23 protein-coding genes are annotated in these 24,260 nt (G+C 50.2%); 4 read left to right on the top strand and 19 right to left on the bottom strand.

Annotated features, from left to right (window positions below):
* Window positions 1-4: 4 nt before the first annotated feature.
* The 16 genes from GQ52_RS07115 to GQ52_RS07040 all read right to left on the bottom strand — a co-directional run bounded on the left by GQ52_RS07115 (window position 5) and on the right by GQ52_RS07040 (window position 16,051).
* Entirely contained in the window at window positions 5-2,197 is a 2,193-nt protein-coding gene (locus GQ52_RS07115) for a TonB-dependent siderophore receptor (protein WP_081979319.1), read from the bottom strand.
* Between the two features lie 186 nt (window positions 2,198-2,383).
* A complete protein-coding gene (locus GQ52_RS07110; RefSeq protein ID WP_047518579.1) occupies window positions 2,384-3,682 on the bottom strand; it encodes a PepSY domain-containing protein in 1,299 nt (432 codons plus the stop codon).
* Between the two features lie 231 nt (window positions 3,683-3,913).
* Window positions 3,914-6,091, bottom strand: a complete 2,178-nt coding sequence (locus GQ52_RS07105; RefSeq protein ID WP_235273038.1) for a TonB-dependent siderophore receptor — start codon at window positions 6,089-6,091, stop codon at window positions 3,914-3,916.
* 110 nt (window positions 6,092-6,201) lie between these two features.
* Window positions 6,202-7,026, bottom strand: a complete 825-nt coding sequence (locus GQ52_RS07100; protein WP_047516256.1) for an ATP-binding cassette domain-containing protein — start codon at window positions 7,024-7,026, stop codon at window positions 6,202-6,204.
* 2 nt (window positions 7,027-7,028) lie between these two features.
* Entirely contained in the window at window positions 7,029-8,105 is a 1,077-nt protein-coding gene (locus GQ52_RS07095) for an iron ABC transporter permease (RefSeq protein ID WP_047516253.1), read from the bottom strand.
* 46 nt (window positions 8,106-8,151) lie between these two features.
* Window positions 8,152-9,072 (bottom strand): hemin ABC transporter substrate-binding protein, encoded by a 921-nt coding sequence (locus GQ52_RS07090; protein ID WP_047516250.1) that lies wholly within the window; start codon window positions 9,070-9,072, stop codon window positions 8,152-8,154.
* A gap of 5 nt (window positions 9,073-9,077) precedes the next feature.
* Window positions 9,078-10,121 (bottom strand): hemin-degrading factor, encoded by a 1,044-nt coding sequence (locus GQ52_RS07085; RefSeq protein ID WP_047516247.1) that lies wholly within the window; start codon window positions 10,119-10,121, stop codon window positions 9,078-9,080.
* A 2-nt stretch (window positions 10,122-10,123) separates the two neighbouring features.
* Window positions 10,124-10,672 (bottom strand): HugZ family protein, encoded by a 549-nt coding sequence (locus tag GQ52_RS07080; protein ID WP_019883427.1) that lies wholly within the window; start codon window positions 10,670-10,672, stop codon window positions 10,124-10,126.
* 357 nt (window positions 10,673-11,029) lie between these two features.
* Window positions 11,030-11,236, bottom strand: a complete 207-nt coding sequence (locus GQ52_RS07075; RefSeq protein ID WP_019883428.1) for a hypothetical protein — start codon at window positions 11,234-11,236, stop codon at window positions 11,030-11,032.
* 60 nt (window positions 11,237-11,296) lie between these two features.
* A complete protein-coding gene (locus GQ52_RS07070; protein ID WP_047516244.1) occupies window positions 11,297-12,436 on the bottom strand; it encodes a PepSY domain-containing protein in 1,140 nt (379 codons plus the stop codon).
* A 21-nt stretch (window positions 12,437-12,457) separates the two neighbouring features.
* Window positions 12,458-12,874, bottom strand: coding sequence for a biopolymer transporter ExbD (locus GQ52_RS07065; RefSeq protein ID WP_019883433.1), 417 nt, complete (start codon window positions 12,872-12,874; stop codon window positions 12,458-12,460).
* A complete protein-coding gene (locus tag GQ52_RS07060) occupies window positions 12,874-13,617 on the bottom strand; it encodes a MotA/TolQ/ExbB proton channel family protein (RefSeq protein ID WP_019883434.1) in 744 nt (247 codons plus the stop codon). Before GQ52_RS07060 ends, GQ52_RS07065 begins: the two co-directional genes overlap by 1 nt.
* 63 nt (window positions 13,618-13,680) lie before the next feature.
* Window positions 13,681-14,556 carry an energy transducer TonB gene (locus GQ52_RS07055; RefSeq protein ID WP_235273036.1) on the bottom strand — a complete coding sequence of 292 codons (876 nt, stop codon included), beginning with the start codon at window positions 14,554-14,556 and terminating at the stop codon, window positions 13,681-13,683.
* Window positions 14,557-14,630: 74 nt separating this feature from the next.
* Complete coding sequence (gene hemP, locus GQ52_RS07050) at window positions 14,631-14,852, bottom strand: hemin uptake protein HemP (protein ID WP_047516238.1); 222 nt, start codon at window positions 14,850-14,852, stop codon at window positions 14,631-14,633.
* Window positions 14,853-15,046: 194 nt separating this feature from the next.
* Window positions 15,047-15,664 (bottom strand): 30S ribosomal protein S4, encoded by a 618-nt coding sequence (gene rpsD / locus GQ52_RS07045; protein ID WP_047516235.1) that lies wholly within the window; start codon window positions 15,662-15,664, stop codon window positions 15,047-15,049.
* A gap of 63 nt (window positions 15,665-15,727) precedes the next feature.
* On the bottom strand, window positions 15,728-16,051 hold the full coding sequence (locus tag GQ52_RS07040; protein ID WP_019883438.1) for a hypothetical protein: 324 nt from the start codon (window positions 16,049-16,051) through the stop codon (window positions 15,728-15,730).
* 205 nt (window positions 16,052-16,256) lie between these two features.
* Here GQ52_RS07040 and ilvB point away from each other — a divergent pair, with 205 nt between their 5' ends.
* From ilvB to asd, 4 genes are all read left to right on the top strand, one after another.
* Window positions 16,257-18,020 (top strand): biosynthetic-type acetolactate synthase large subunit, encoded by a 1,764-nt coding sequence (ilvB, locus tag GQ52_RS07035; protein WP_024930601.1) that lies wholly within the window; start codon window positions 16,257-16,259, stop codon window positions 18,018-18,020.
* A complete protein-coding gene (gene ilvN, locus GQ52_RS07030) occupies window positions 18,020-18,511 on the top strand; it encodes an acetolactate synthase small subunit (protein ID WP_018987330.1) in 492 nt (163 codons plus the stop codon). Before ilvB ends, ilvN begins: the two co-directional genes overlap by 1 nt.
* A 56-nt stretch (window positions 18,512-18,567) precedes the next feature.
* Window positions 18,568-19,584, top strand: coding sequence for a ketol-acid reductoisomerase (gene ilvC / locus GQ52_RS07025; RefSeq protein WP_019883440.1), 1,017 nt, complete (start codon window positions 18,568-18,570; stop codon window positions 19,582-19,584).
* Window positions 19,585-19,747: 163 nt separating this feature from the next.
* Window positions 19,748-20,596 (top strand): archaetidylserine decarboxylase, encoded by an 849-nt coding sequence (gene asd / locus GQ52_RS07020; protein ID WP_047516232.1) that lies wholly within the window; start codon window positions 19,748-19,750, stop codon window positions 20,594-20,596.
* Between the two features lie 50 nt (window positions 20,597-20,646).
* On the opposite strand, the gene pepN is transcribed toward asd, so the two are convergent.
* From pepN to GQ52_RS07005, 3 genes are all read right to left on the bottom strand, one after another.
* Entirely contained in the window at window positions 20,647-23,253 is a 2,607-nt protein-coding gene (gene pepN / locus GQ52_RS07015) for an aminopeptidase N (protein WP_047516229.1), read from the bottom strand.
* A gap of 143 nt (window positions 23,254-23,396) precedes the next feature.
* Window positions 23,397-23,654, bottom strand: a complete 258-nt coding sequence (locus tag GQ52_RS07010; RefSeq protein ID WP_047516226.1) for a hypothetical protein — start codon at window positions 23,652-23,654, stop codon at window positions 23,397-23,399.
* Between the two features lie 49 nt (window positions 23,655-23,703).
* Window positions 23,704-23,883 carry a hypothetical protein gene (locus GQ52_RS07005; RefSeq protein WP_019883446.1) on the bottom strand — a complete coding sequence of 60 codons (180 nt, stop codon included), beginning with the start codon at window positions 23,881-23,883 and terminating at the stop codon, window positions 23,704-23,706.
* Window positions 23,884-24,260: the final 377 nt, after the last annotated feature.

Below are 24,260 nucleotides of genomic sequence, written 5' to 3'. Positions count from 1 at the left end.
ACTCCTAGAATTTATACTCGGTTGTCAGGATTGCCTGACGGCGGTTACCTGGTACAGAGAAAGGCCCGTTATCGTAAATATCGCCATAATACACTTTGTTAAATACGTTTTTAACATTCAAGCGAACAGCCCACTTTTTCTCTTCGTAGGCAACCATCGCGTCCCAACGAGTATAGCCTGGCGCCACATTTGGACTAAATTTTCCGTTTACGAAATTCGTTCCTGCTCCGCCGCTTGGATTATAGCCGTAACGCTCACCTTTCGACTCAAAACCACCGCCAACTTTCCAATTACCTGCAAACGCATAAGTAGTCCACAGGTTGGCTGTCATCGGCGGCGTATTTCGAGCACGCTGACCTTTATATCCTGCAAAAGCCGGAGTAATCACACCTGTCGTTGCATTGACGTTCTCTGCCACTTCAAGAATTTTTGCATCCATAAAAGCCAGGCCCGCAAAAATATCCCAGTTCTCGGTCACTTTACCAGTCAACTCAAGCTCCAAACCGTCTGTACGTCTTCTCTTCGTCAGAATAGTTGACGTTGACTGCAAATCAGTGTTGCGCTCCCAGTCTTTTACTGTGTGGTACAAAGCAGTTCTAAATGCCAGATCACCATCTAAGAACAGCCATTTAGCACCTAACTCTGTTGTTCTACTACGCTCAGGTGGCTGAGGGGTAACAGTCAGTTGATACAAGTCCGCCGTAGGGCTGAACGAGTCACTCCAGCTCAAATAGTAGTGTACATCAGGTGTTTGATGCCAAGAAATACCACTACGATAGCTGTTCTCACCATAGCTCAATTTTGGTGAAGTAGCGCTACTGTAATCAGCGCGCATTTCATCCCGACGAATACCAAACAAGAAATTCCAATCAGGGATGAACTCGATCGAGTCTTGGGCATAAACAGCATAGTTATCTGCATTGAACTTGGTCGGATTGCCAGTCACATTACTTTGGGTATATAACGGATTAGCGGTAGTACCAATATTAGCCAGGTTCTGACGATATTGATCCTCTTTTAAATACTCAACGCCAGCAAGCAACTGATGCTCCATGCCAGACAATTTAAATTTTGTACTGAAATCAGATTGCAAATTCAGTGTATCGTAATCCAATTTGGCTGCTTGGTTACCACCCAAGAATAAGGTTCCATCGGTTGGCACCGCATTTGCTGCTGTTCCTTGCGGAGTTTTGGCCCAATAGGCACGCTTATAGCTGCCGCTTCTCAATTGCGTACGCAACTGGGTATCATCAGTAAATTTGTGCGTAAAAATACCTGTGGTGATATGAACATCACTGTCATCAAAGTTTTTTGATCCACCATAGAAAGTTTTGTCATCTTGCACGCCTGTTGCTACGGTTCGATCTACTGGTCGTTTATTTACAAAACCAATACCAAAATCTGGCACATCACGAGTTCTTGTGGTGACATGATTTAAGAAAAATTCGTTTTCAGTCCCAATCCCTGCACCGAAGCTGATGGCAATACCCGAGCGGTCAAACTCAGGATGATCCCCAGTTGCCGGGTTTGTTCGATAAGTCTCATCATGACGATCCATCACATTGACACGAATCGCCGCTGTTTCTGTTAACTTTTTATTAAAGTCGCCAGTAAACTGATGATAGTCATATTGCCCTACACTACCTGTAATTGTATTTTTGTCATTTAACTCAGCCATTTTGGTAACTTGATTGATCACGCCACCCGCCTGGCCGCGACCAAACAACATCGCTGCAGAACCACGTAATACGTCAACTTGCTCGAGGTTAAACGTCTCACGGTAATACTGAGCAGTATCACGCATGTTATCCAAATAGATATCACCAAAGGTATAAAAACCACGCAAATTAAAGTTATCGCCGCCTCGGCCACCTTCAGCCGCATTAAAGCTTAAACCCGACACATTACGTAATGCTTCGCGCAACGACCCGACTTGCTGATCATGCATCAACTCTTTAGTTACGGTAGTGACCGCTTGAGGAATATCATGCGGATCCTGATAAGTTTTACCTACGCGGGTTTTTGTCGCTTGATAGCCTTTGTTTGGCGTATCTTGCACACGTTGTGACTTAACCTTCACTTCGGTCATCGTTTGCGCAGCATCTGCCTTTTTTTCTTCGTCAGCCGCCATTGCAACTGCTGGTAGCGCCATCATCAGCGCTAATGTCATGGTTTTTTTGTTAAAGCCGGATGGCATAATCTTTCCCTAATTCACTCTTGTGTTATTTGGATTGCTGGCTACTGGAAACAACCGTCGTTGGCTTGCAAATTGGTTAATCGCTAATGATAACAATTCTCATTTTTGAAATCAATCAAAAGTAGCTTGCTAGTATATTGATATAAATGACAAAACCTGCAAATAAGCAGGTTTTTTTGCCAGCAGTCAACGAACCAGCCGCTTTAGCTTTTGCGGCGAAATGGAAGACTCACGGACAATCACCTGGGATACTTTCCTGGCTTTACGCTTTTTCCACCAGAGATAAACACCTGTCACAGAAAGCATTGCAACCACCAGCCCCATGACTGAAATAAGGATGCGGCCTGGCAAGCCGAGAATCCGGCCAGAATGCAGCGGAAACTGTGCTTGCACGATCACATCGCCAACACCACCCTGCCAAGGAATACGCTTGCCAACATAGTGTGCATCCAGCCCATCGTAATACAACCGCTTATGCCCAGCGCCTGCCACGCCATGATCGGCATCAGGGTGATAAAAATCCACATTAAATAATTGGTAAGCCGCGCTATATGAAATACGCCCAGCAGGCTCTTGCCAACCTTGCGCACGCGCGTCATTGATTGCTAGATCCAGCACCTTTTCATAATCCACCTTCGGCGGCAATTGTTGCGGCCCGGGTAAACGTGGACGCATATCCGAAGGCGTAGGTGTCAGCGTGAAAGCAGACTGCATGACGGGCATAAATACTTCTCGCCGCAAATTCAGCGCAAACGCCGAAAATGCCAGAATAATCAGCAACAGCCATGTCCATAAGCCAAATGCGCGATGCATATCAAAATAACGTTTATGCGTACTGCTGTTCCAGCGCATTTTCCAGGCTGGCCACCAGCGCTGCAAAAATGTTGCTTGATGGCTATGTCGCTGTGCTTTATTCAGCTTGGTTTTAGGCTTATTGGCAGACTTGGGCAAGGTCAGGTAAAAACCTACAAAACTATCCATCAGCCAAATGATCGCAACGCCACCTAACAACCAGATGCCCCAGCGGTCTATGCCCCACATTTCGGGCAGGTGCAGGCTGTAATGCAATTTATACAGAAAAGAGACCGCATTGGTGCGATCCACAGGCCATACTGCGCCCCATTCACGCTTGCCCAACTCTTCACCAGTCACGGGGTCGATAAACACCTGGTTAAACGTGACTGGCGCAAGGCCATTGGGAGGGTTCGGTAGCGGCCGCACACCAATCGCCAGCGTATGCCCCGGTTCCACCGCCAGCGGAATAGAACTGACCTGCACTTGTGGATAGCGCTCGGCCACCTGTTTTGCAAGTGCTAGTGTCGATTGATGCAACCCTTGTGACTCACTATGCATCCATGCGGGGTTCAGCCACTCGTCTAACTCGTGATCCCAGGAAATCACTGCGCCAGTCAGGCCGGCAAGCAATAAGAATAGGGCGCTTGCCAGGCCTAGCCAGCGATGCAACAACAAGAAATAAGCGCGCATACCATTAAAAATCATTGATCGAATTGTAGAGATACATCTATAGTTTTTTAAATGCATGAGGGTAAATCCGCCAATACCGACCCTCGACAACAATTAAAAACCAAGCACTTGAAAAAGTGCCTGGGTACAAAAATCACTTGAGTATTAAAATACGCTTGTCACCAACAATCATGCTTCCTAAGGCTCGCCACAGCTCAAACACCCACATCCGCCTGGAGGCTGACGTTAAAGCTAATATGTCCATGTAAGTGTCGCTAATGCACTCATCGGCGCAGCGTAATATGCCTGACCCGAATAGGCATATCTCAAGCTTGTTAAATACTTCTCATTGGTCACGTTATACAAGTTGAGTGCAGTATGCCAATGCTCGTCAATCTTATAATTCGCCGACAAATTGAGTGTGGCGTAGCTATCCTGTTTATAGCGGAATGTGCCGACAGGGTCGCCATTGCCATCAGAGAGGTCGATATCGACATGTGTATCACTCTGCCAATAGACGTTTGCGCCTAACTTCAGATTCTGAATAGATGGGACTTTATATACCGCAGCCACATGGGCCTGATTGCGAGGTGTAAATGGATTCACATTCTGATTATTGGCACCTTTGAGACTCATCAAACGTGTATAGCCAGCATTCACACTAAGCGAGTCAGACAACTCACCGGAGGCATCAAACTCAAAGCCTTTGCTAGTCGCCTGTATGCCTTTATAGGTGGTCACTCCCCCAAGCATACCAGCCGGTTGTGGCTGATTCTCCTGTTCTGTTTTAAACAATGCAAAAGTACTGTTGAGACGACCATTGAACCACTCACTCTTCACACCCGCCTCATAGTTCTTGCCTTCTAACGGCGCCAAAACCCCTCCGTTAACACTACGTTCAACCTGAGGTTTGTAAATACCGGCATAGCTGGCATAAACCGAGTGGTCATCATTCAGGTCATACACTGCCCCAGCATAAGGAGTAACTTTATTATTCGCCTTTGAGGCCTGTGGATCACCGAAACTGACACCTTCCAGGTTATAGCTGACCAAACTGGCGCCTGCAGTGACCTTTAATGCATCTGTCGGATTAAACTTGGCAGCCGCATATGAGTTAATGGTACGCATCGTAAAGTCCGCCGACTTGTTTTCAGCATCAAAGGTAGGTAGCGGAAAATCACCCGCATTTTCAAAGCTACTTAGCGACGTTCCAATCGGGCCAAACCTTGAGAAATCTCTCACAGCAGCCTTACTCCAGGTGGTGCCAAACACCATTTCATGCTTGCGACCTGCGAGGTCGAATGGGCCATTGGCATAAAAATCAGCTACATTATCCTCGGTCCGGGTGCGATACATTCCCGGGTAGCTTTTCAAGCCAAGCCCTGTCGCACGATCTTCGTTACCATAGATATAATGCAACCTGGAATCGGAATCGATTTGCCTGTGCGTTAATTGTCCTTTAGCTTTCCAGCCATTGGAGAAATTATGCGTTAGCTCAGCAAAAGTAATATTGGTATCAACATCCCAGTAACTCCAGCTTGGCGCAGTTGAGTCTGAGCGCTTGTAATGGCGCTTGCTGCCATCCACATACAGCAAAGGCAAGCTACCCCAGTTATTACCGCTGGAGTTATTTTGATGATAAGTGTGACCAACAGCCATACTAGTGTTATCTGACAAATCAGCCTCAATCACACCATAAATAACGTTTCTCTCGTTGCTGTATCTATCCAGGTATGAATTTTTTTCTTGATGCGCCATCACCAAACGCGCTCGCACACTGCCATCAGCATTGAGTGCTCCTGAAACATCGGCATCCAAGCGCCTGTTATCCCATGTGCCTAGTGAAGCATCCACCTTGGCTTTAAACTCTGTTGTCGGGCGTTTGCGAATAAAGTTAATCGTGGCAGACGGATTACCCATGGCCGTTAATAAACCATTCGCCCCGCGCAACACTTCAATACGGTCATACAAGGCCACATCGAGATCGCCGTATTGTGTGCCATAGGTGATCGGGATACTCAATCCATCCACTTGAAAATTAGTGATATTGAAGCCACGTGCCGTGTATTCGCTACGGTCGGTCTCAAACTGTTCAACGCGCACACCCGTCGCCAATGACAATGCATCATTGACGGTCAGTACACGAAAATCATCCATCAACTCTCGCGTAATCACCGAGATAGATTGAGGTGTATCCCGAATGCTTGTATTCAAGCGGGTCGCGCTTGAAGTGGAGTTAACCGTATATGATTTCGTTTTTTCTGAAGACTGATTTTTTTCGGCTTTGGAAGTCACTTTTACTTCAGGTAGAGACTCTACCTCTTCTTTGCGCCCAGATTCTTCTGCAAAACTTAAGTAAGGAATAGCAAGCAGAAGCGCTGCTACCAGGCTGCGGTGACGGAATGAATAGACTGTTTGCGGATGACGCACGAGATTCCCCTGTATTGAACTGCTGGCTACAGGAGTGAGGACTCGTTGGCTTGCACTAAAGCATTAAATGATAACAATTCTCATTAATTTAATCAAGCCAACGTCATTATTTATCGCACAATTTGCAACGATGCAGCAGCTACCTGCTTCAAACTGGGCGCCACAATCACCTCACCAGTCTCGGTCACGGCGCTGGCCAATCTGACCTCATACAAGGCCTCAAGCAATGGCAGAGTGACATGCGGCGTTTGATAGTCGCCCACCATGGCGCCATGTTTGATAAAGATCAGGCGCTCAAACCCTTGCAAGGCTTGGTTAATATCATGCAGGATGGCCAAAATGGCGTGACCGCGTTTGGAGGCGAAGGTATAAATCGCTTCCATCAAGCTAAACTGTAAACCCGGGTCCAATGCGGCCAACGGCTCATCCACCAGCAACAAGCCCTGTTCAACGTCCCACAACTGGGCAAACACCCTGGCCATTTGCACGCGCGCTTTTTCACCGCCGGATAAGGTATCAAAGCGGCGGCCAAGCAGATGTACCGCAGAAGCCTGTTCGGCCGCCTGCTGCACAATGCTGCTTAACTGCGGGTCATAAGTGCGTGCCACACGACCGAGGCCAATAACCAAATCAACCGGCAAGCCAAAGGCGACCTCATGCGACTGCGGCAAAATGGCCCGGCGACGGCTGAGCTCTGCCAGTGACCAGTCATGCAGGGACCGTTGTTCAAACTGTGCCTGCCCGCTGGCAGGCGTTAATTCACGCGCCAGCAGCTTGAGCAAGGTAGACTTACCCGCGCCACTGGGGCCTAAAATGGCAACTTGCTCTCCCGGCTGAATAGACAGGGTGAACGGGCCAAATTGACGTTTACCAAGCGCGACGGTGACCTGGTTAAATGACAGCAACGCGGTTGCAGACGTGTGCAAATGTGACATGCCTAACTCCCTCTACGCATTCTGGCCAACAGGATGAGGAAAAAAGGCGCGCCTAGCAATGCGGTAAAAATACCGACCGGGATTTCAGCCGGAATGGCCACGGTTCTGGCAGCAGTATCCGCCAGCAGCAGCAAAATGGCGCCGACCAACATGGCCAGTGGTGCCAGGCGGCGCTGATCTGGCCCAACCAGCAAACGCACTATGTGCGGCGCGACCAGGCCGATAAAACCAATCATGCCGCACCAGGCCACCGCGAATCCACACAAGACGGCCACCAGCATAATGACACGCACCCGTAACGCGCGCACATTAACGCCCACATGCGCGGCTGCGGCCTCACCCAGTGCCAATGCATTCATCGTATGCGTCAAGCGACGCAATGCCCAGAAAGCCAATATAAGCGCAAGCAGCAATGCCGTGGTTAATGCCCAGTTTGCACCAGCCAATGAGCCCAGTGTCCAGAAAGTCAAACTGCGCAATTGCTCGTCTGTGGCCAGATAGGTGCATAAGCCGATCACTGCCGCCGCCAGGGCGTTCAGTGCAATGCCGGTCAATAACAATCCGGCGATCGAATCTGCTGTTAGCCAGCGTGCCACGCTATCTAAAATAAAGCAGACGGCGACTGCGCCAGCAAAAGCCGTTGCCGGTAGCAACCAGTAACGCAAGGCAACCGGGACTTCAATGCCACTGCCCGCCAATAGCACAATGGTCAGTGCGGCAGCACAGGCGGCGCCGCTCGTCACGCCCAGCAAGCCCGGATCAGCCAGCGGATTACGAAACAAGCCTTGCGTGAGCGCGCCAGATAATGCCAAGGCCGCGCCTATCATCACGGCAAACAAGATGCGTGGTAGCCGTAAATGCCACAAGACATAAGCCCCGCCTGACAGCGGCTCATCGTCGCCTTGCAATATCGCCAACCAATCACTCCAGGTGATGGTGACTGCGCCCATGGTAGCAGCCGCCCATACGCCCAAGATCAATAGCAGCATGAGCAACCATGCCGGCCGGTGTGTGAGCTGTTGAGAGAAAAACAAACGTGATTTGACCATGCGGGATGGCGATGCAATTGAAAGTGTCATAGTGATTGGTCATGCCTGTTACAGGCACAACCTTCCTTGTGGAGAGCTAGCCTTGCATGGCTTTGGTGAGCACTTGATCCAATGCCGAAACGGCTTGCGGCAAGCGTGGGCCAAAGCCCAACATAAACATGGCTTCGAGTGCGACCACGCGACGTTTTTGACCGGCGGTTGTCTGAGCCAGACCGGGTAACTTCAAGACCCCATCCACGCCGCCGACCACACTCATGCCCTGCTCTGTCAGCAAGATGATATCCGGCTGGGCGGCAATGACCGCCTCTGGTGTCAATGGCTTAAAACCCTCGAAGCCTTCGATGGCATTACGCGCACCGACATAGGCAATCATGGCATCCGCACTGCTGCCTTTACCACCCACCATTACCTGCCCTGGGCTATGCGATAAGATAAACAACACGCGAGGAGCTGGTGTTTTGCGCGCGATGATAGGCGCACGTGCGCGCTGCCAATCCTGTTTTAACTGGTTTTCGAGCTGGCTGGCTTGCGCACCACGGTCAATCAATGCACCTACGCGCTGGATGCGTTCAACCACACCCTCGAATCTATCATTGGCAGACAACACGGTCACCGGCACGCCTGCCGTGCCAATCTGCCTTAACACGGTTGGTGGCCCGGCATCTTCACTGGCCAATACCAGCGTCGGACTCAAAGCCAAAATGCCTTCGCTGGATAATGCCCTGGCATAGCCCACACTAGGCAGCTTGGTCGCCGCCTGCGGATACAGCGAGGTCGTATCGACCCCTACCAGCTCTTTTTCGGCACCCAAGGCATAAATGATTTCAGTCAGCCCGCCACCCACACTGACAATGCGACGGGCGACTTTTTTGCCAGGCTCATTCGCGAATGCAAGCTGCGGCAAAGAAACTGCCGCCGCCACAGCGCCCAATTGGGCTAAAAAACGACGGCGAGGCAGCGGTTTGACAGTTTGTTCTAAGTCATCAAGAGTCAACATACAGATTAAGCCTTTGGTAAACGATCGATCAGTGCTGCCCAGGCGCCAGCCTCGGGCTTGCCAGCCACACGATCAGCAGCAAACAATGCAATTAAGGCGCCAGACTGGTCCAATAAAGTAAGCGCTGAGAACATGCCTTGCACACTAGACTGAACCACCACCCATGCAGACGCAATATGATCTTCGCGCAAATGCAAGTTGAAGCCAGGATCCAGTACATTCAGCCATGGCCCCATGACGACAACTTTATCTACGGCACCTTGATGCGCTTGCGTGACACCAGCATTACCCACCAGGATACATACTGAAACAGCCTCAGTCGCCGCATTTTCCAGCAATGTTCTGGCTGCATTGACGGGCACAGCTAGTACCGACTCAGCGCGCATTTGCTGCAAATAAGGCAGCGCGCCGCCCTGGCTTTGCGCCAGCAGCGTATGCAGGTCACGGGCATCATTCACCGCATCCCAGGCGGCCAGGAATGCAGGGAAATCTGCCTCCACTCCTGCGACTGGCAGTGACTGCACAGTGATTCCAGGCTGCTGATTCGCATCGGCATAGTGATCAACGAGCGCCAGATAAGCAGACAAATCGCTATGCGGCCGTAAAAACACTTTATGCACCGCAGTCCCTGTCGCATCATAAAACTGCAGGCTACGTTGCACGCCTTTTTCACCAGATTCCTCTACCACAAACCCATGCTGCCACTGCGCAAAATGGCAATGCAAATCAATATGCACGCCACGCACACTGGCGCCAGTCACCGCAGCGTAGCGGCCTTCTTTCTCATGCACACAGGAGGCATTCCGTGTGAGCGCCATCACCTCGCCCAAAGATTCCAGAGCCGTCAGCACCTCAGCCCAACGCGGTTGTAACCGTGTTGCCCGCATCAAAGTGGTAGCTTCCGCACCAATATGTGCGGCAATCAGCTCCCCTTCAGAAATATGCAAGTTTTCCGCAATCTCACGATGACGCGCGAGACCAGCCTTCCGTGCCAGTGCAAACTGTTCGCGAATAGCGGCTAAAGGGTCATTCGTTAACGGCAAATTCATGATCAGGCCAATTGATCCATCTTTTGCTGTGTGGCCTTGTCCGGAGACGCGTGGCCCTGATCATTGCGGTGCGTGACTTGCGTCAAGTCCTGGCCATTCAAATGATAGGCTTTGGCAAACCCGGACACATAGCTGCCATGCGCAGGCGTTAATTCAATCAGGTGAAAGTCAGTCAGCTTGCTGATCACATCCATAAACTTGCCAAATTTGTCAAAGAACAAGCCCATGACAAGGTCGAATTTGGCATCATCCCTGGCCACTTCTTGAGCAGCGCATTGAAATACCAGACGTTTTCTAGCGAACAAATGCGCCGCTTCTTTTTCTGCTTCAATAAACATCATGGAGCAACGGCCGGTGTCGCGCAGGTTGGCACAATGCGTCGCCAATTCACTCACGTAGACATAGAATTTATGCTCATGCGCCACATAGGCAGCATAACTGGCCTCTGGCAAACCTTGTGCGTTGGTAGTGGCCAGCTGGATTGATTGAAACTGGCCCTGAAATGCCGCGGCTTCCGCGCCTATGGCTTGCAACTTTTCGGTATCGCTCATCTACTTCTTCTCCTTAGATTCATGAAACAAGGCATTGTTTATTTTTGCTTGCACAATGCTTGCTGAAAATACGCTTCTTCAAAATGCGCTGATTTGGGCTATGGTCGCCATCTCATCCATGAATGAGTGACATATCAATTAATGATATTCTATATGATAATCATTCTTATTCACAACAAAGAATTAATGAATCATGCATGCAGCGCAAACGAGGGTAAGAAAAAAAGAAAAGATGCTCACTATCAGCGCTAGCGACCTGATGTGAAATATGAAGCACTAGCAGGCGGGCGCCTGATCATTAAAACGAATGCAGAATGGCCACCCGGAAGCGAGCACAGGTCGCTCACCAAGAGGTGGTTAGCGACGTGAAAACAGCGGGTATATCCAGTAGAAAAACACCGCAACCAGCACAGGAATCGCGATAGCAGCATTGGCCAGGTATTCGCGCGCATCATCGACGACCAGGGCGAAGATCAAGCCAGCCATTGAGACCACAGCGATCAGCAACGGCCAGAAAAAGATTTGCGAAAGTTGTTTATTCGGCATAAATAGATGTGTCACCATTATTCACCTCACTTGTAGGTTAAGCGTATTTGAAATGCCTAACCCACAGCAGTCCTGCGTTTAATAGGCCTCACTTAGCGTAATTCTCGAACGGATATCCGGCACATATTGATGCCGCTTTTTCCACCACAGCATCAAACCGGTCCACAACACAATAATCGTGATCACATCCAGCACGGCCCATAACCATTTCAAGGTCATGCCGCCGTAATCGCCAAAATGCAGCGGCTGCGACACCAGCAAGGCCACCAGGTACCACGGCAAGTCGCGACTATCGGTCAAGGTTGCCGTACGCGCATCCACCAGCACAGGCTTAAACAAACGCTTGGTAATAGGGGAATCGCCACGCATGAAAATACCGTAATGATGCGGGCTGGCATAGGCCGTACCGGGGAAGGCAATAAAGCCCAATTGCATGTCTGGTTCAGTTTGTTGTGCCACTTGTACAGACGCCTGCAATGAGGCAAAGCGATCAGGTGGCGGCAAGTTTTTATAAGGCGCGATCATTTGCGACATCTGGTCAAACTGCCAGTACTTAATCAGCAAGTCTGACCAGGCATTAATCACGCCGGTGGCAGCGACCACCAAGGCCCAACTGAGAATGACTATCCCGAGGAAATTATGTACATCCAGCCGCTTGAGCTTTTTGCCACGCTGGCGGCGAATCTCACCAAATGCCAGCTTGCGCATAAATGGCGCATACAGCACGACGCCAGAGATAATCGCCACCAATAGCAAAAAGCCCATCAAACCTAGAAACAGCATGCCGGGCAGGCCAGCGAACAAGTCGACATGCAACTTGAACATGACGTACATAAAGCCCTCTTCCACTGGCGGTTCGCCAAGCACTTGCGCGGTACGTGCATCCAGCACCACCTGCTTGAAACCACTTTCGGCTGTCGCAGTTTTGGCCATGCTGATGACCCATTGCAGCGGCTCATCCTCTTCACGGTACATATACAAAGGCACCATGCCTGGCTGCTTGGTCTTGGCCGCCGCGAGCAAGGCATCCATACTGGCCAGCGGCCCCTGATGCGCAATCTGTGGCGTTTCGATATGATTGCCCAGCCAGTCACCAATCTCGTGGTGGAAGATCAGTGGCAGGCCGGTCAGGCACAGCAATAACATAAACACCGTGCAGACCAGGCTGGACCATTTATGCACCCACGCCCAGGTACGGATAGAGGACTGCGTCGACATAGAAATACTCAGTTTGCTGGCTTATGGTTGCGGCTGGCTAACAAAACCCACTTTTTTCATGCCAGCCGTTTGCGCCTTTGCCAGCACCTCAGCCAACACTTGATAGCGTGTGTTTTTATCAGCGCGAATCTGCAATTCCGGCTGTTGTTGCTTGGCCGCTTCATCTGTCATACGTGCAGATAAATCAGCCACTGACACTTCGCTGTCATTCCAGAAAATTTTACCATCCACATCGACTGCCAGGTCAATCACTTCTGGTTTTTCTTCCAGCGGTTGCGAGGTCGCTTGCGGCAAATCAATCTTGACCGCATGCGTCAGCAATGGCGCAGTAATAATAAAGATCACCAACAGCACCAGCATCACATCCACCAACGGCGTGGTATTGATTTCACTCATGGGTTGAGTGTGTTCACCGGCGCTAAATGGATTTTGCCCCATCATACATTGCCACCTTTGTTCGCTACTTTGGCATGCAGTTCAGTCACATTTGCTGGTTTGCCGCCTGCCTTAATCACCAATGGCGCGCCGGTCGTCAGCAAAGTATGCAAGTCTTGCGCAAAACTCTCCAGCTCGGCCATGATGCCGCGATTAGCCTTGATAAACGCGTTATAAGCCAGCACAGCAGGAATCGCCACCGCCAGACCAATCGCCGTCATGATCAACGCTTCACCCACCGGACCGGCCACTTTATCAATGGTGGCAACGCCAGATTGACCGATCGCTGTTAAAGCGTGGTAAATGCCCCACACCGTACCAAACAAACCGACAAACGGTGCCACGCTGCCAACCGAAGCCAACACTGACAGGCCACTCTCTAATGCCGCTTGTTCTTGCGACAGAGTGCGACGCAATTGGCGCGCAATAAATTCATCCTGGCTACAAGCCGCGCCTAATGACTGGCTGGCATATTGCTGGTGATGCTGGGTAGATTCGGCTGCCGTCACTGCCAGGCGAAACGCCGGCGATTGCAACTGTGGCTCTTGCAAGGCTTCTTGCAAGGTTGCCTTACGCCAGAATTGACGCACATAAGCAGACACATCGCGCTTGCGCTTGAATACTTGCCAGGTTTTAACCAGAATAAAATACCAGCTCAGCACCGACATCGTCAGTAAAATCAGTGCCACTAAAACCGACACCACACCGCCTTCGGTGATAAAAGCCAAACCACTTGTTGATTGCATCAAAATTCCCTTTCACTTGAAACTTAACTTAATTCTTGAAACTTACTTACTCTTGAAACTTGCCTATTCTTGCGTCAGCGAGAATGACAGCGGTACATTGACATAAGCACTCAATGCTTTGCCACCCTTACGCGCTGGCTCAAAACGCCATTGCTTAACTGCGGTAACTGCCGCCTTGTCCAAGCGCTCAAAACCACTGCTACTAATCACGTCGACCGACTCCGGGCGACCCTCCACAGAGACCAGCACCTTCATCAGCACTTTGCCTTCTTCACCTGCACGCTGGGAGAGTCTAGGATATTCGGGTCTAGGGTTATTCAGGTAAGCGACGCCAAATTTGGGCGGCTCTTCTTTTTCTTCCACCACCTCTCGCTTGGGAGGCGGAGAGACGACTGGCGCAGGCTTGCTAGGCGCGGCTGCCACAGGCACCTCCAGCGGCGGTGCAGAAGGCTGTGTGCTGGCCTCAAAACGGGGCTGGTCTGGCGTTGTTTCCACAATGCGTTCCACCACGGGTGCCGGTCGTTCTATCGGCTTCACCGGCGTTTCTTTAGGTTTAACCACAGGCTTCACAACAGGCTGCTGCTTGATGATAGGCACCACTTCCGGCGCAGGCGCTTCTTCTTTCTTGGCCGGCAATGTAATCAGGGAAACCGTCATTGGCTCCGGCTTTGGCTCAATAACAATCGGCTCCTGATATAACAGCAGCGAGGCAATAACTGCGGCATGCAGGGCAACCACCAGCAGCATGCCCAAGCCATGCCAGTCCTGGCGCTTATCGCGTTGTAGCCAATCTTCGGTGGCCAGCACAGACCAGCGGAAAATTCCGGCCAACTCACCCAGTTGCCGACGATGCAGGCTAAACTCAGGCAGTTGAGACGCTGACGCGCGCGCGGGCTTCAATGACAGCCCCTGCAAAGACTCACGTTGCATCATTCGCATACTCCTCCGGCAAAACCACAAAAGGCAACGCTAGGTTGCCAGTATTACATACACATTTCACGCAAAAACCTCTACTAATCTTGTTGCACCTGTGCTGGCGCTAGCGCATGACACTTGGTCAACAGCAATTTATTCTGCTTGGTACGGGTCAACTGATAAGTTTCGCCACCATGCATAATGGCCAATACTCCGGCATCGCCCAACAATTGACTTGCCTCAATGGTCGGCATGCGACGCAAAGAAACACTCGCCGCATTTTGCGCTTTACCCAATGATGATTGCAAGCGATTGGTCATGCATTAACACCCAGTCTAAAAAAAGGCCGACTTATATGCAAAAGCATTGCGGCATAGGATTTCAAGGAACACCCTTACCAGGGATAGGTTGGCGCATAACATCACGCCGAATTTGAGCAATGACATGTTGGGGTTAGGAGCACTGCTCAAATGCTTTACCGGCCAAACCTGATCAGGGCCTGACCAGCGAAAAATTAAACGCGGTTTGAGTAATACTCAACCACTTGTTGCACATCCACCGGGAACGGCACATCTTCAATAGATGGCAAATGCCCGATTTTTGCGGTTGCAGATGCTGCTTCTACTGACAACCACTCAGGAATCGTCAGGCTTGGGGTTGCCAATGCATCGACCACCATCGGGATCTTGCGGCTTTTCTCTTTCACAGCCACCACATCACCGACTTGCAAACGAATAGACGCAATGTTGGCTGATTTACCGTTGAGCAACACATGACCATGGTTCACCAGTTGGCGTGCGGCAATCCCTGTCGGCGCAAAACCAGCCCTGAACACGACGTTATCCAAACGACGTTCCAGCAAAGACATCAACTTTTCACCCGTTGGCTCGCTGCCTTTACGGGCTTCGAGGATCAAACGGCGCATTTGCTTTTCGCTCAAGCCATAGTTAAAACGAATCTTCTGCTTTTCCACCAACTTGACTGCAAAGTCAGAACGGCGGCGGCGAGATGCCTGCTGGCCATGCTGACCTGGTGGATTAGGACGATTTTCAATCGACTTACGTGACAATCCGGGCAGTTCAACGCCCAATGCGCGCATAATCTTCAGTCTGGGTCCTGTGGTTCTTGCCATGAATCTATAGCCTTTCTTGATTTATCTTTATTACTATTCTTTAAATTTGCCGTCAGCAGCCTGCTATTGCAGCGTGGCCGACTGCTCTACAAAATCAGTCACTGCCTGCTGTAGCGCAAATTCCTGATGCGCCTGCAGCAACGCTTGCCAATCCTGCAACAATTGCTTGGCCGCAGATTGAATCAAACCGCTTTCCGCATACTCAGGTGCTGTCAGCGTCTGCGCTAAACTGCAACCCAGCAACGCCAGATCCTCAGAAGGATTCACGGCATAACGTGTGGCGACACAACTCAGCGAGACCAACACAGCACTGGCCGTTGGCAAATCCGGATCAAACAAATGACTGGCTGGCGCTGCGTAATTCACTTGCATTGCAATGACTTTCATTTAATCGTTTATGCAAATGATAATGTTTCTCATTTATGATGTCAACTATTGTTTGCAATCCACAGCTCAGCCAATCCGACAATTAGGCATACACCCAACATTTCGGCGATATCACCCTCCTCGATTGATCGACAATCTTGACCAAATTAGTAAAGCAAGCTAATGTATAGGGTTCAACATTTATTAGCCGAAAAATCAAGGTTTTATGGACGCTTCAGCCCACTCCGCGACAGACACCCACGCCAAATCCATGACAGGTGCGGACATCGTTGTCTCCTGCCTGAATGAAGAGAAAGTCAAATTCGTATTTGGCTATCCAGGTGGCGCGGTCTTGCACATTTACGACGCACTCTATAAACAGAATGGTTTCAAACACATTCTGGTGCGCCACGAACAGGCGGCCGTTCATGCGGCAGATGCCTATTCACGTGCAACCGGCGACGTCGGCGTCGCACTGGTCACCAGCGGCCCGGGGGCGACCAATGCCGTCACCGGCATTGCCACGGCGTATATGGATTCAATCCCACTGGTAGTCATCAGTGGTCAGGTACCCGTGCCTGCTATCGGCATGGATGCTTTTCAGGAAGTAGACATGGTGGGTGCAACACGCCCCTGTGTAAAACACAACTTTCTGGTGAAGCACGTAAAAGATATTGCGCCAACGATTAAAAAAGCGTTTTACATTGCCAAAACCGGCCGTCCAGGTCCGGTCGTGGTGGATATTCCTAAAGATATCACTGCGCACGTGGCTGACTTTATCTACCCAAAAACGGTAGAAATGCGTTCCTACAACCCGATTTTAAAAGGTCACAGCGGCCAGATCAAAAAAGCGGTCAAATTGCTGCTGGGTGCCAAACGGCCGATGATTTACACCGGCGGCGGCCTGGTATTGGGTAACGGTGCGGCTGAGCTGGTCAAGCTGGCCAGAGCGCTCAACTTCCCGGTCACCAACACCTTAATGGGTTTGGGCGGCTATCCGGCGACAGACAGGCAGTTTGTGGGCATGCTGGGCATGCACGGCACTTATGAAGCCAATATGTCCATGCAGCACTGTGACGTGTTGCTGGCTGTTGGCGCGCGCTTTGATGACCGTGTCATCGGCAACCCGAAACACTTCTCCAGCCAGAAGCGCACCATCATTCATATTGACGTTGACCCATCCAGCATTTCCAAGCGCGTGAAGGTTGACGTGCCTATCGTCGGTGATGTGCAGTCTGTCCTGTCCGACATGAATGAAATCCTGGCCCAGGAAGAAAACCAGACCACGGATACCGCTGACTGGTGGACACAGATTAACGAATGGCGCGGCGTGCAATCGCTGGATTACGCCTATTCAGATACCGTGATCAAACCACAATACGTGGTGCAAAAACTATGGGAAGTGACCAAAGGCGAAGCCTATGTGACTTCTGACGTCGGCCAGCACCAGATGTGGGCAGCGCAATACTATAAATTTGACAAACCACGTCGCTGGATCAACTCCGGCGGCCTGGGCACCATGGGCGTGGGCTTACCATACGCCATGGGCTGTCAGTTTGCCGATAAAAACGCACAGGTGGCCTGTATCACCGGTGAAGGCAGTATCCAGATGAATATCCAGGAACTGTCGACCTGTGCCCAATACGGCCTGCCGATCAAGGTGATTCTGCTCAACAACCGCTACTTGGGCATGGTGCGTCAGTGGCAAGAGTTCTTCTACGAGAACCGCTACTCCGAGTCCTACATGGACAGCCTGCCGGACTTCGTCAAACTGGCTGAATCTTATGGCCACGTTGGCATGCAAATCACCAATCCGGCTGACGTAGAAGGTGCGCTCAAAGAAGCGTTTGATAAAAAAGACAAGTTTGTATTTATGAACTTTTTAACCGACCAAACCGAAAACGTCTTCCCTATGGTTGAAAACGGCAAGGGCTTATCCGAAATGGTGTTAAGCCCACGCACGGCCAGCCGCCTGAAAGGGGAAGAATAATGCGTCATATCATTTCACTGCTGATGGAAAACGAAGCAGGCGCCCTGTCACGCGTGGCAGGCCTGTTTTCCGCACGCGGTTACAACATTGAATCACTCACGGTGGCGGTCACTGAAGACCCCACCCTGTCACGCATGACCATTGTGACGACAGGCTCTGATGATGTGATTGAACAAATTATCAAGCAACTCAACAAGTTGATTGACGTGGTCAAAGTGCTGGACCTCAACGATGGCAAGCACATTGAGCGCGAACTGATGCTGGTCAAGGTCAAAGCCACCGGCGTCCATAAAGACGAAATGAAGCGCATGTGCGACATTTTCCGCGGCCGTATTATCGATGTGGCCGACAATAGTTACACCATTGAGCTTACCGGCTCTTGCAGCAAACTGGATGCGTTTATTGAAGCCATCGACCGCAGTGCGATTCTGGAAACCGTGCGTACCGGCGCGTCCGGCATTGGTCGCGGCGACCGCATCCTCAAAGTTTAATCGACAGTATTTCTACACAATTACCTAAGCATTTGTATTGAAAGGCAAAAGCAGACATGAACGTTTATTACGACAAAGACGCCGACTTAAGCATCATTAAAGGCAAAAAAGTGACTATCGTGGGCTACGGCTCCCAAGGCCACGCGCACGCAGCTAACCTGCGCGACAGCGGCGTCAACGTCACCATCGGTTTGCGTAAAGGCGGCGGCTCATGGGCTAAAGCTGAAGGCGCTGGCCACACAACACTCGAAATCGCTGCAGCAGTTAAAGAAGCTGATGTTGTGATGGTATTGCTGCCAGACGAAACCATGGCAGAAATTTTCCACGCCGAAATCGCACCTAACTTGAAAAAAGGTGCAGCATTGGCATTCGCCCACGGCTTTAACATTCACTACAACCAAATCGTGCCACGCGCCGATCTGGACGTGATCATGATCGCCCCTAAAGGCCCAGGCCACACTGTACGCTCCGAATACCTCAAAGGCGGCGGCGTTCCTTCACTGATCGCGGTTTACCAAAACACTTCTGGCAAAGCCAAAGACATCGCTTTGTCATACGCGGCAGCTAACGGCGGCACCAAAGGTGGCGTGATCGAGACTGACTTCCGCGAAGAAACAGAAACTGACTTGTTCGGCGAACAAGCTGTACTGTGTGGTGGTGCGGTTGAACTGGTTAAAGCCGGTTTCGAAACATTGGTTGAAGCTGGTTATGCGCCAGAAATGGCCTACTTCGAGTGCTTGCACGAGTTGAAACTGATTGTTGACCTGATGTACGAAGGCGGCATCGCCAACATGAACTACTCCATCTCCAACAACGCGGAGTATGGTGAGTACGTGACTGGCCCACAAGTGATCAACAGCCAGTCTAAAGATGCAATGCGTCAATGCCTGGCCAACATCCAGAACGGCAACTACGCTAAACAGTTCATCCTGGAAGGCCGCACTAACTATCCAGAAATGACTGCACGCCGTCGTTTGAACGCTGCTCACCCAATCGAGCAAGTCGGTAACAAACTGCGCGCCATGATGCCTTGGATCGCTAAAAACAAACTGGTTGATCAATCCAAAAACTAATTTTGGAATTTAACCAAGCCGAAAACTGTTTAATTTAACAGTCATAGGCAAAAAGCACAGGCCGATATATCGCCTGTGCTTTTTTATTTGTAGAATCACGAATAAATACAAGATAAAAAACCAGCTCTTGCAACAAACAAGAACTGCTCAATAAGGGATAGAAGTGAAACTCGCCATTCTGCTGCAATACATCGCCCCCAAACAATTACTCACCGCTGCCGCCGGCAAACTGGCGCACTGGCAAGCAGGTGGCCTGACCACGGCCTTTATCGGCTGGTTTGTGCGCAAATACCATGTCAATATGGAAGAAGCGCTCAATGGTGATATTGCCAGCTACCCCTCATTTAACCTGTTCTTTACCCGCCCACTGAAACCAGGTGTCCGCCCGTTGGCAGACAATGCTTTTGTGTGCCCGGTAGATGGCGCGATCAGCCAGTTTGGCAAAGTTGAACAAGGCCAGATATTCCAGGCCAAAGGTCACCATTACACGGCACAGGCTTTAGTCGGCGGCGATGCAAATTTAGCGGCCAACTTTGCCAACGGCAGTTTTGCCTGCCTGTATTTAAGCCCGAAAGACTATCACCGCATCCATATGCCTTGCGATGGCAAACTACTGAGCATGACTTACGTGCCTGGCGATTTATTCTCGGTGAATCCACTGACTGCGGCCAATGTACCTGGCCTGTTTGCGCGTAATGAGCGCGTGGTGTGTACGTTTGAATCCGCCCAGCATGGCAAGTTTGTATTGGTGCTGGTAGGCGCCACCATTGTCGGCAGCATGGCCACCGTCTGGCACGATACCAAAGACCGCATTATCAACCCGCCACGCCCTGGCAAAGTGGTGCATTGGGATTACAAAGACCGCAATATCACCTTAAAACAAGGCGAAGAAATGGGCCGCTTCCTGCTGGGCTCTACGGTAGTGATGCTGTTTGAAAAAGACGTACTCACCTTTAATGCAAGTTGGCACCCAGGCAAACCGATACGCCTGGGCGAAGCAATGGGCAAATAATTTCCCTTAGAAACATACAAAAAAGCGGAGTTTAAACTCCGCTTTTTTTATTACCCATTAAGACTTTTGCTGACTACCTCAAATACATCACCGGACAGATTAGGCGTGGCCAATACGGCTTCCAGCGCCGCTTTCATTTGAACCTGCAATGCAGGTGTGTAGCGCTTCCACTCGCGCAATGGTGTCACCATGCGCGCGGCAATTTGCGGGTTAATGGTATTCAGCTCGATAATCGCATCACGTAAGAAAGCATAACCTTTGCCGCTAGGGTCATGGAACTTGACCGGGTTATTAATCGCAAACGCGGTATACAGTGAGCGCACGCGATTCGGGTTCTTGATATTGAAATCCGGATGCTTGCGTAACATGGCCAGGTCATCAAAAATCGCCTCGCGATTAGCCAAGGCTTGCAATGAGAACCACTTATCCACCACCAGCGGATAAGCCTCAAATTCCTGGTAGAAATCCGAGAATGCTTCCGCGCGTTGCGGCTGCGTGCTGTCGCTCAGGCAAGCCAATGCGGCGACACGGTCAGTCATATTATCAGCGGCGTCATAGTGCGCCTTGGCGCGTGCAGCGCAGCCAGTGCCGTTGGTCACAGTGAGAATTTCCAGCACGGCACTTTGCAAGGCACGGCGGCCCATGGCTTCAGGCGTTACCGAGAATGTGCCGGGGTTGCTGTTCGCGTCGTATAGCGCCGCTAACGTATCTTTATGGGCACGTTTAATCTGCGTCAGGATGCTGGTGCGCGCGGCATCAATTGCCGCCGGGTCGACCACGGGCAGATACTGCCCAATCACGCCTATCATCGGCAAACTCAACGCACGTGCCAGCAAGGCTTTATCGCCCCGCCCATTTAAACCTTGCTCAATCAAGCGGCCAAAATCAGCGACAAACTGGGCAATATCGGCTTGCGGGTCTGCCATCACGCGTTGAATGGTACGCAAAGCCAATGTTTGGCCCGCCTCCCATTTGTTAAAGCCGTCAGTGTCATGCACTTGCAGCAAGCGCAGGTCATCATCACTTAAATCCGTTTCCAGCTTCACTGGCGCCGAGAAGCCGCGCAAAATGGAAGGCACTGGCTTGGCGGCAATCCCAGCGAAAGTGTATGATTGTTCACGTGCGGTCATTTCCAGCACTTGTGTCGACAGAATCTGCTTACCCGAGGCATCCAGCAAGCCAACCGCAATCGGGATATGCAAAGGCTGTTTATCGCTCTGCCCTGGGGTATCCAGCTGAGATTGTTTAAACGTCAGCGTATAGGTCTTCTGCGCTGCATCGTAATGGCTGCTGGCTTGTAGTGTTGGTGTGCCCGCCTGCTTATACCAGCGGAAAAACTGCGACAAGTCGCGACCAGAGGCATCCGCCATGCATTGCACAAAATCATCGCAAGTCACGGCATGACCATCATAGCGGTCAAAATATAAATCCGTCGCTTTGCGGAACGTCTCCGCGCCCAGCAAAGTATGCTGCATGCGAATCAGCTCAGCGCCTTTTTCATAAATGGTTTTAGTGTAAAAGTTGCTGATTTCAATAAACTGGTCCGGCTGCACCGAGTGCGCCAGCGGGCTGCCATCTTCAGCAAACTGCAAGCGGCGCAAGCCGTTCACATCGTCAATGCGTTGTACCGCACGCGAGTTCATATCCGCGCTGAACTCCTGATCACGGAACACGGTAAAGCCTTCTTTGAGTGACAGTTGGAACCAGTCACGGCAAGTCACACGGTTACCCGTCCAGTTATGGAAATACTCGTGAGCAATCACGCCTTCCACACTCATAAAATCGCTATCGGTCGCGGTTTCCTGATGCGCCAGCACCAGCGCCGTATTGAAAATATTGAGCGAGGTGTTTTCCATCGCCCCCATATTAAAATCGCTCACCGCGACAATATTGAACAGGTCGAGCTGATACTCGCGACCATATACTTTCTCATCCCACTTCATCGATTTTTTCAGTGATTCCATCGCGTGGTCACACTGCTTTTCATCGCCAGCGCGCACATAAATATGCAAATCCACCTTGCGACCAGTCATGGTCGTAAACGTATCCGCCACGCGCTCCAGATCGCCCGCCACCAGCGCAAACAAATAACAAGGTTTAGGGAAAGGGTCATGCCAGACACGGAAATGACGGCCATCAGGCAAACCGCCCTCTTCCTGCAAATTACCGTTAGAGAGCAACACCGGATACGACTTGGCATCTGCCTCAATACGCACGGTAAACACACTCAGCACATCAGGGCGATCTTGATAGTACGTAATCCGCCTGAAGCCTTCCGCCTCGCATTGCGTGCAATAGTTGCCCTGTGATTGATACAAACCTTCCAGCGCCGTATTCGCCGCCGGGTCAATCTCGCTGACGATGGTTAATGTGAATTCATTACCTGGATTCACTATCGTCATTTGACCATCAGCCACGGTGTAACCATCAAATGGCTGACCATTAATCAAAACAGAAACGATTGTTTGGTCATCACCATCCAACACCAGATCATTTGAAACACCCGCCGGGTTTTTCACATACTTCACTTCAGACGTGACAATGGTTTTACCCGGCAACAGGTTAAAACTCAGATTCACCTGCGCAGCGTTATAAGGCGCAGGTGTGTAGTCTTTGAGGTAAATGGTTTTTGGTGCAACAGCGTTTTCGGTTCGCATTTGGATAACCTGAGAATAGGAAATATAAAGGATTATATTTGAGAGTTGGCTCAGGCCAATTGGTTTAATGCAATTGCATGCAAATGTTGCTACGAAATATCATGAATCGGGCAGCAGCTGCCCAGTTTGGCTAGGCAACGCTGCTATTTGGTAATTTCAATCTCATCCACAATGCCATCATTTACAACGAATTCAGACACCGGTTGGCCACTCTTATAAAGCAATGCCGCATTGGCGTCAGTCGCTGGCACAGTGATGCGGGAATTATTGATCATAAAAACGGTAAAGTACTTATTAGCATTCTTGTCGAAATGCTCCCATACCGAAAATACATCTTCCAGATATAGGCCAACAATACTTAAACCATCCAGCGTTAAATCAGTTTTATTCAGATTGTTCATTCCATTCACTTCAGAAACTTGATTTGGTGACAGTAAAGCCGCACCCCTTTTAGCTACGGGAGATATCCTTAGTTCTTGTATGTGACACAGCCTTTAATATGCCTATACCGGTGAGTATCACTGAAGCAATCACGATATACAAATGCGGCACACCCGCTTCAACTAGCGCCCATGCAATCCCGCCAATCAGAATAGCGAACCCGATAAGATACAGAACGAACGATGACATACAGCCTCCTCAATTAATTTAAATTTTTAGTAGTTAAATGATAATTTCTGAGAAAGATAGCGGTATCAGACAGTTGCTGAAAACAGTGTAGGAAAAGTGGAGATTCGTTAAAAATAGAATTGATATGCTTCGCTAGATTAGGGTGCTGGCACTTTGAAAGATAGATGCTTTTTGGTGCAACAGCATTCTCAGTTCACATGAAAAAGACCTTACATTAAAAATTGATAAATACTATAAGTTTGAGAGCTACAATATGAGATTGGGTTTAATTAGAAAGCATCATTTTGATGTGGTAAATCTATAAAACTAACTTATAGAAATAAATATCCACATATCAGCTCTATCAAAATAATTTAACAATAAATTTTATATTGAGG

This window comes from Methylophilus sp. Q8, assembly GCF_000800115.1.
GTDB lineage: Bacteria > Pseudomonadota > Gammaproteobacteria > Burkholderiales > Methylophilaceae > Methylophilus.
This window is presented reverse-complemented; position numbering and strand designations above follow the sequence as displayed.

Bases quoted from the DNA above. Each gene is read 5' to 3' on its own strand.
- GQ52_RS07115 (WP_081979319.1), bottom strand. From the start codon at position 2,197: ATGCCATCCGGCTTTAACAAAAAAACCATGACATTAGCGCTGATGATG.
- GQ52_RS07110 (WP_047518579.1), bottom strand. From the start codon at position 3,682: ATGCGCGCTTATTTCTTGTTGTTGCATCGCTGGCTAGGCCTGGCAAGC.
- GQ52_RS07100 (WP_047516256.1), bottom strand. From the start codon at position 7,026: ATGTCACATTTGCACACGTCTGCAACCGCGTTGCTGTCATTTAACCAG.
- GQ52_RS07095 (WP_047516253.1), bottom strand. From the start codon at position 8,105: ATGACACTTTCAATTGCATCGCCATCCCGCATGGTCAAATCACGTTTG.
- GQ52_RS07090 (WP_047516250.1), bottom strand. From the start codon at position 9,072: ATGTTGACTCTTGATGACTTAGAACAAACTGTCAAACCGCTGCCTCGC.
- GQ52_RS07085 (WP_047516247.1), bottom strand. From the start codon at position 10,121: ATGAATTTGCCGTTAACGAATGACCCTTTAGCCGCTATTCGCGAACAG.
- GQ52_RS07080 (WP_019883427.1), bottom strand. From the start codon at position 10,672: ATGAGCGATACCGAAAAGTTGCAAGCCATAGGCGCGGAAGCCGCGGCA.
- GQ52_RS07075 (WP_019883428.1), bottom strand. From the start codon at position 11,236: ATGGTGACACATCTATTTATGCCGAATAAACAACTTTCGCAAATCTTT.
- GQ52_RS07070 (WP_047516244.1), bottom strand. From the start codon at position 12,436: ATGTCGACGCAGTCCTCTATCCGTACCTGGGCGTGGGTGCATAAATGG.
- GQ52_RS07065 (WP_019883433.1), bottom strand. From the start codon at position 12,874: ATGGGGCAAAATCCATTTAGCGCCGGTGAACACACTCAACCCATGAGT.
- GQ52_RS07060 (WP_019883434.1), bottom strand. From the start codon at position 13,617: ATGCAATCAACAAGTGGTTTGGCTTTTATCACCGAAGGCGGTGTGGTG.
- GQ52_RS07055 (WP_235273036.1), bottom strand. From the start codon at position 14,556: ATGCGAATGATGCAACGTGAGTCTTTGCAGGGGCTGTCATTGAAGCCC.
- hemP (WP_047516238.1), bottom strand. From the start codon at position 14,852: ATGACCAATCGCTTGCAATCATCATTGGGTAAAGCGCAAAATGCGGCG.
- rpsD (WP_047516235.1), bottom strand. From the start codon at position 15,664: ATGGCAAGAACCACAGGACCCAGACTGAAGATTATGCGCGCATTGGGC.
- GQ52_RS07040 (WP_019883438.1), bottom strand. From the start codon at position 16,051: ATGAAAGTCATTGCAATGCAAGTGAATTACGCAGCGCCAGCCAGTCAT.
- ilvB (WP_024930601.1), top strand. From the start codon at position 16,257: ATGGACGCTTCAGCCCACTCCGCGACAGACACCCACGCCAAATCCATG.
- ilvN (WP_018987330.1), top strand. From the start codon at position 18,020: ATGCGTCATATCATTTCACTGCTGATGGAAAACGAAGCAGGCGCCCTG.
- ilvC (WP_019883440.1), top strand. From the start codon at position 18,568: ATGAACGTTTATTACGACAAAGACGCCGACTTAAGCATCATTAAAGGC.
- pepN (WP_047516229.1), bottom strand. From the start codon at position 23,253: ATGCGAACCGAAAACGCTGTTGCACCAAAAACCATTTACCTCAAAGAC.
- GQ52_RS07010 (WP_047516226.1), bottom strand. From the start codon at position 23,654: ATGAACAATCTGAATAAAACTGATTTAACGCTGGATGGTTTAAGTATT.
- GQ52_RS07005 (WP_019883446.1), bottom strand. From the start codon at position 23,883: ATGTCATCGTTCGTTCTGTATCTTATCGGGTTCGCTATTCTGATTGGC.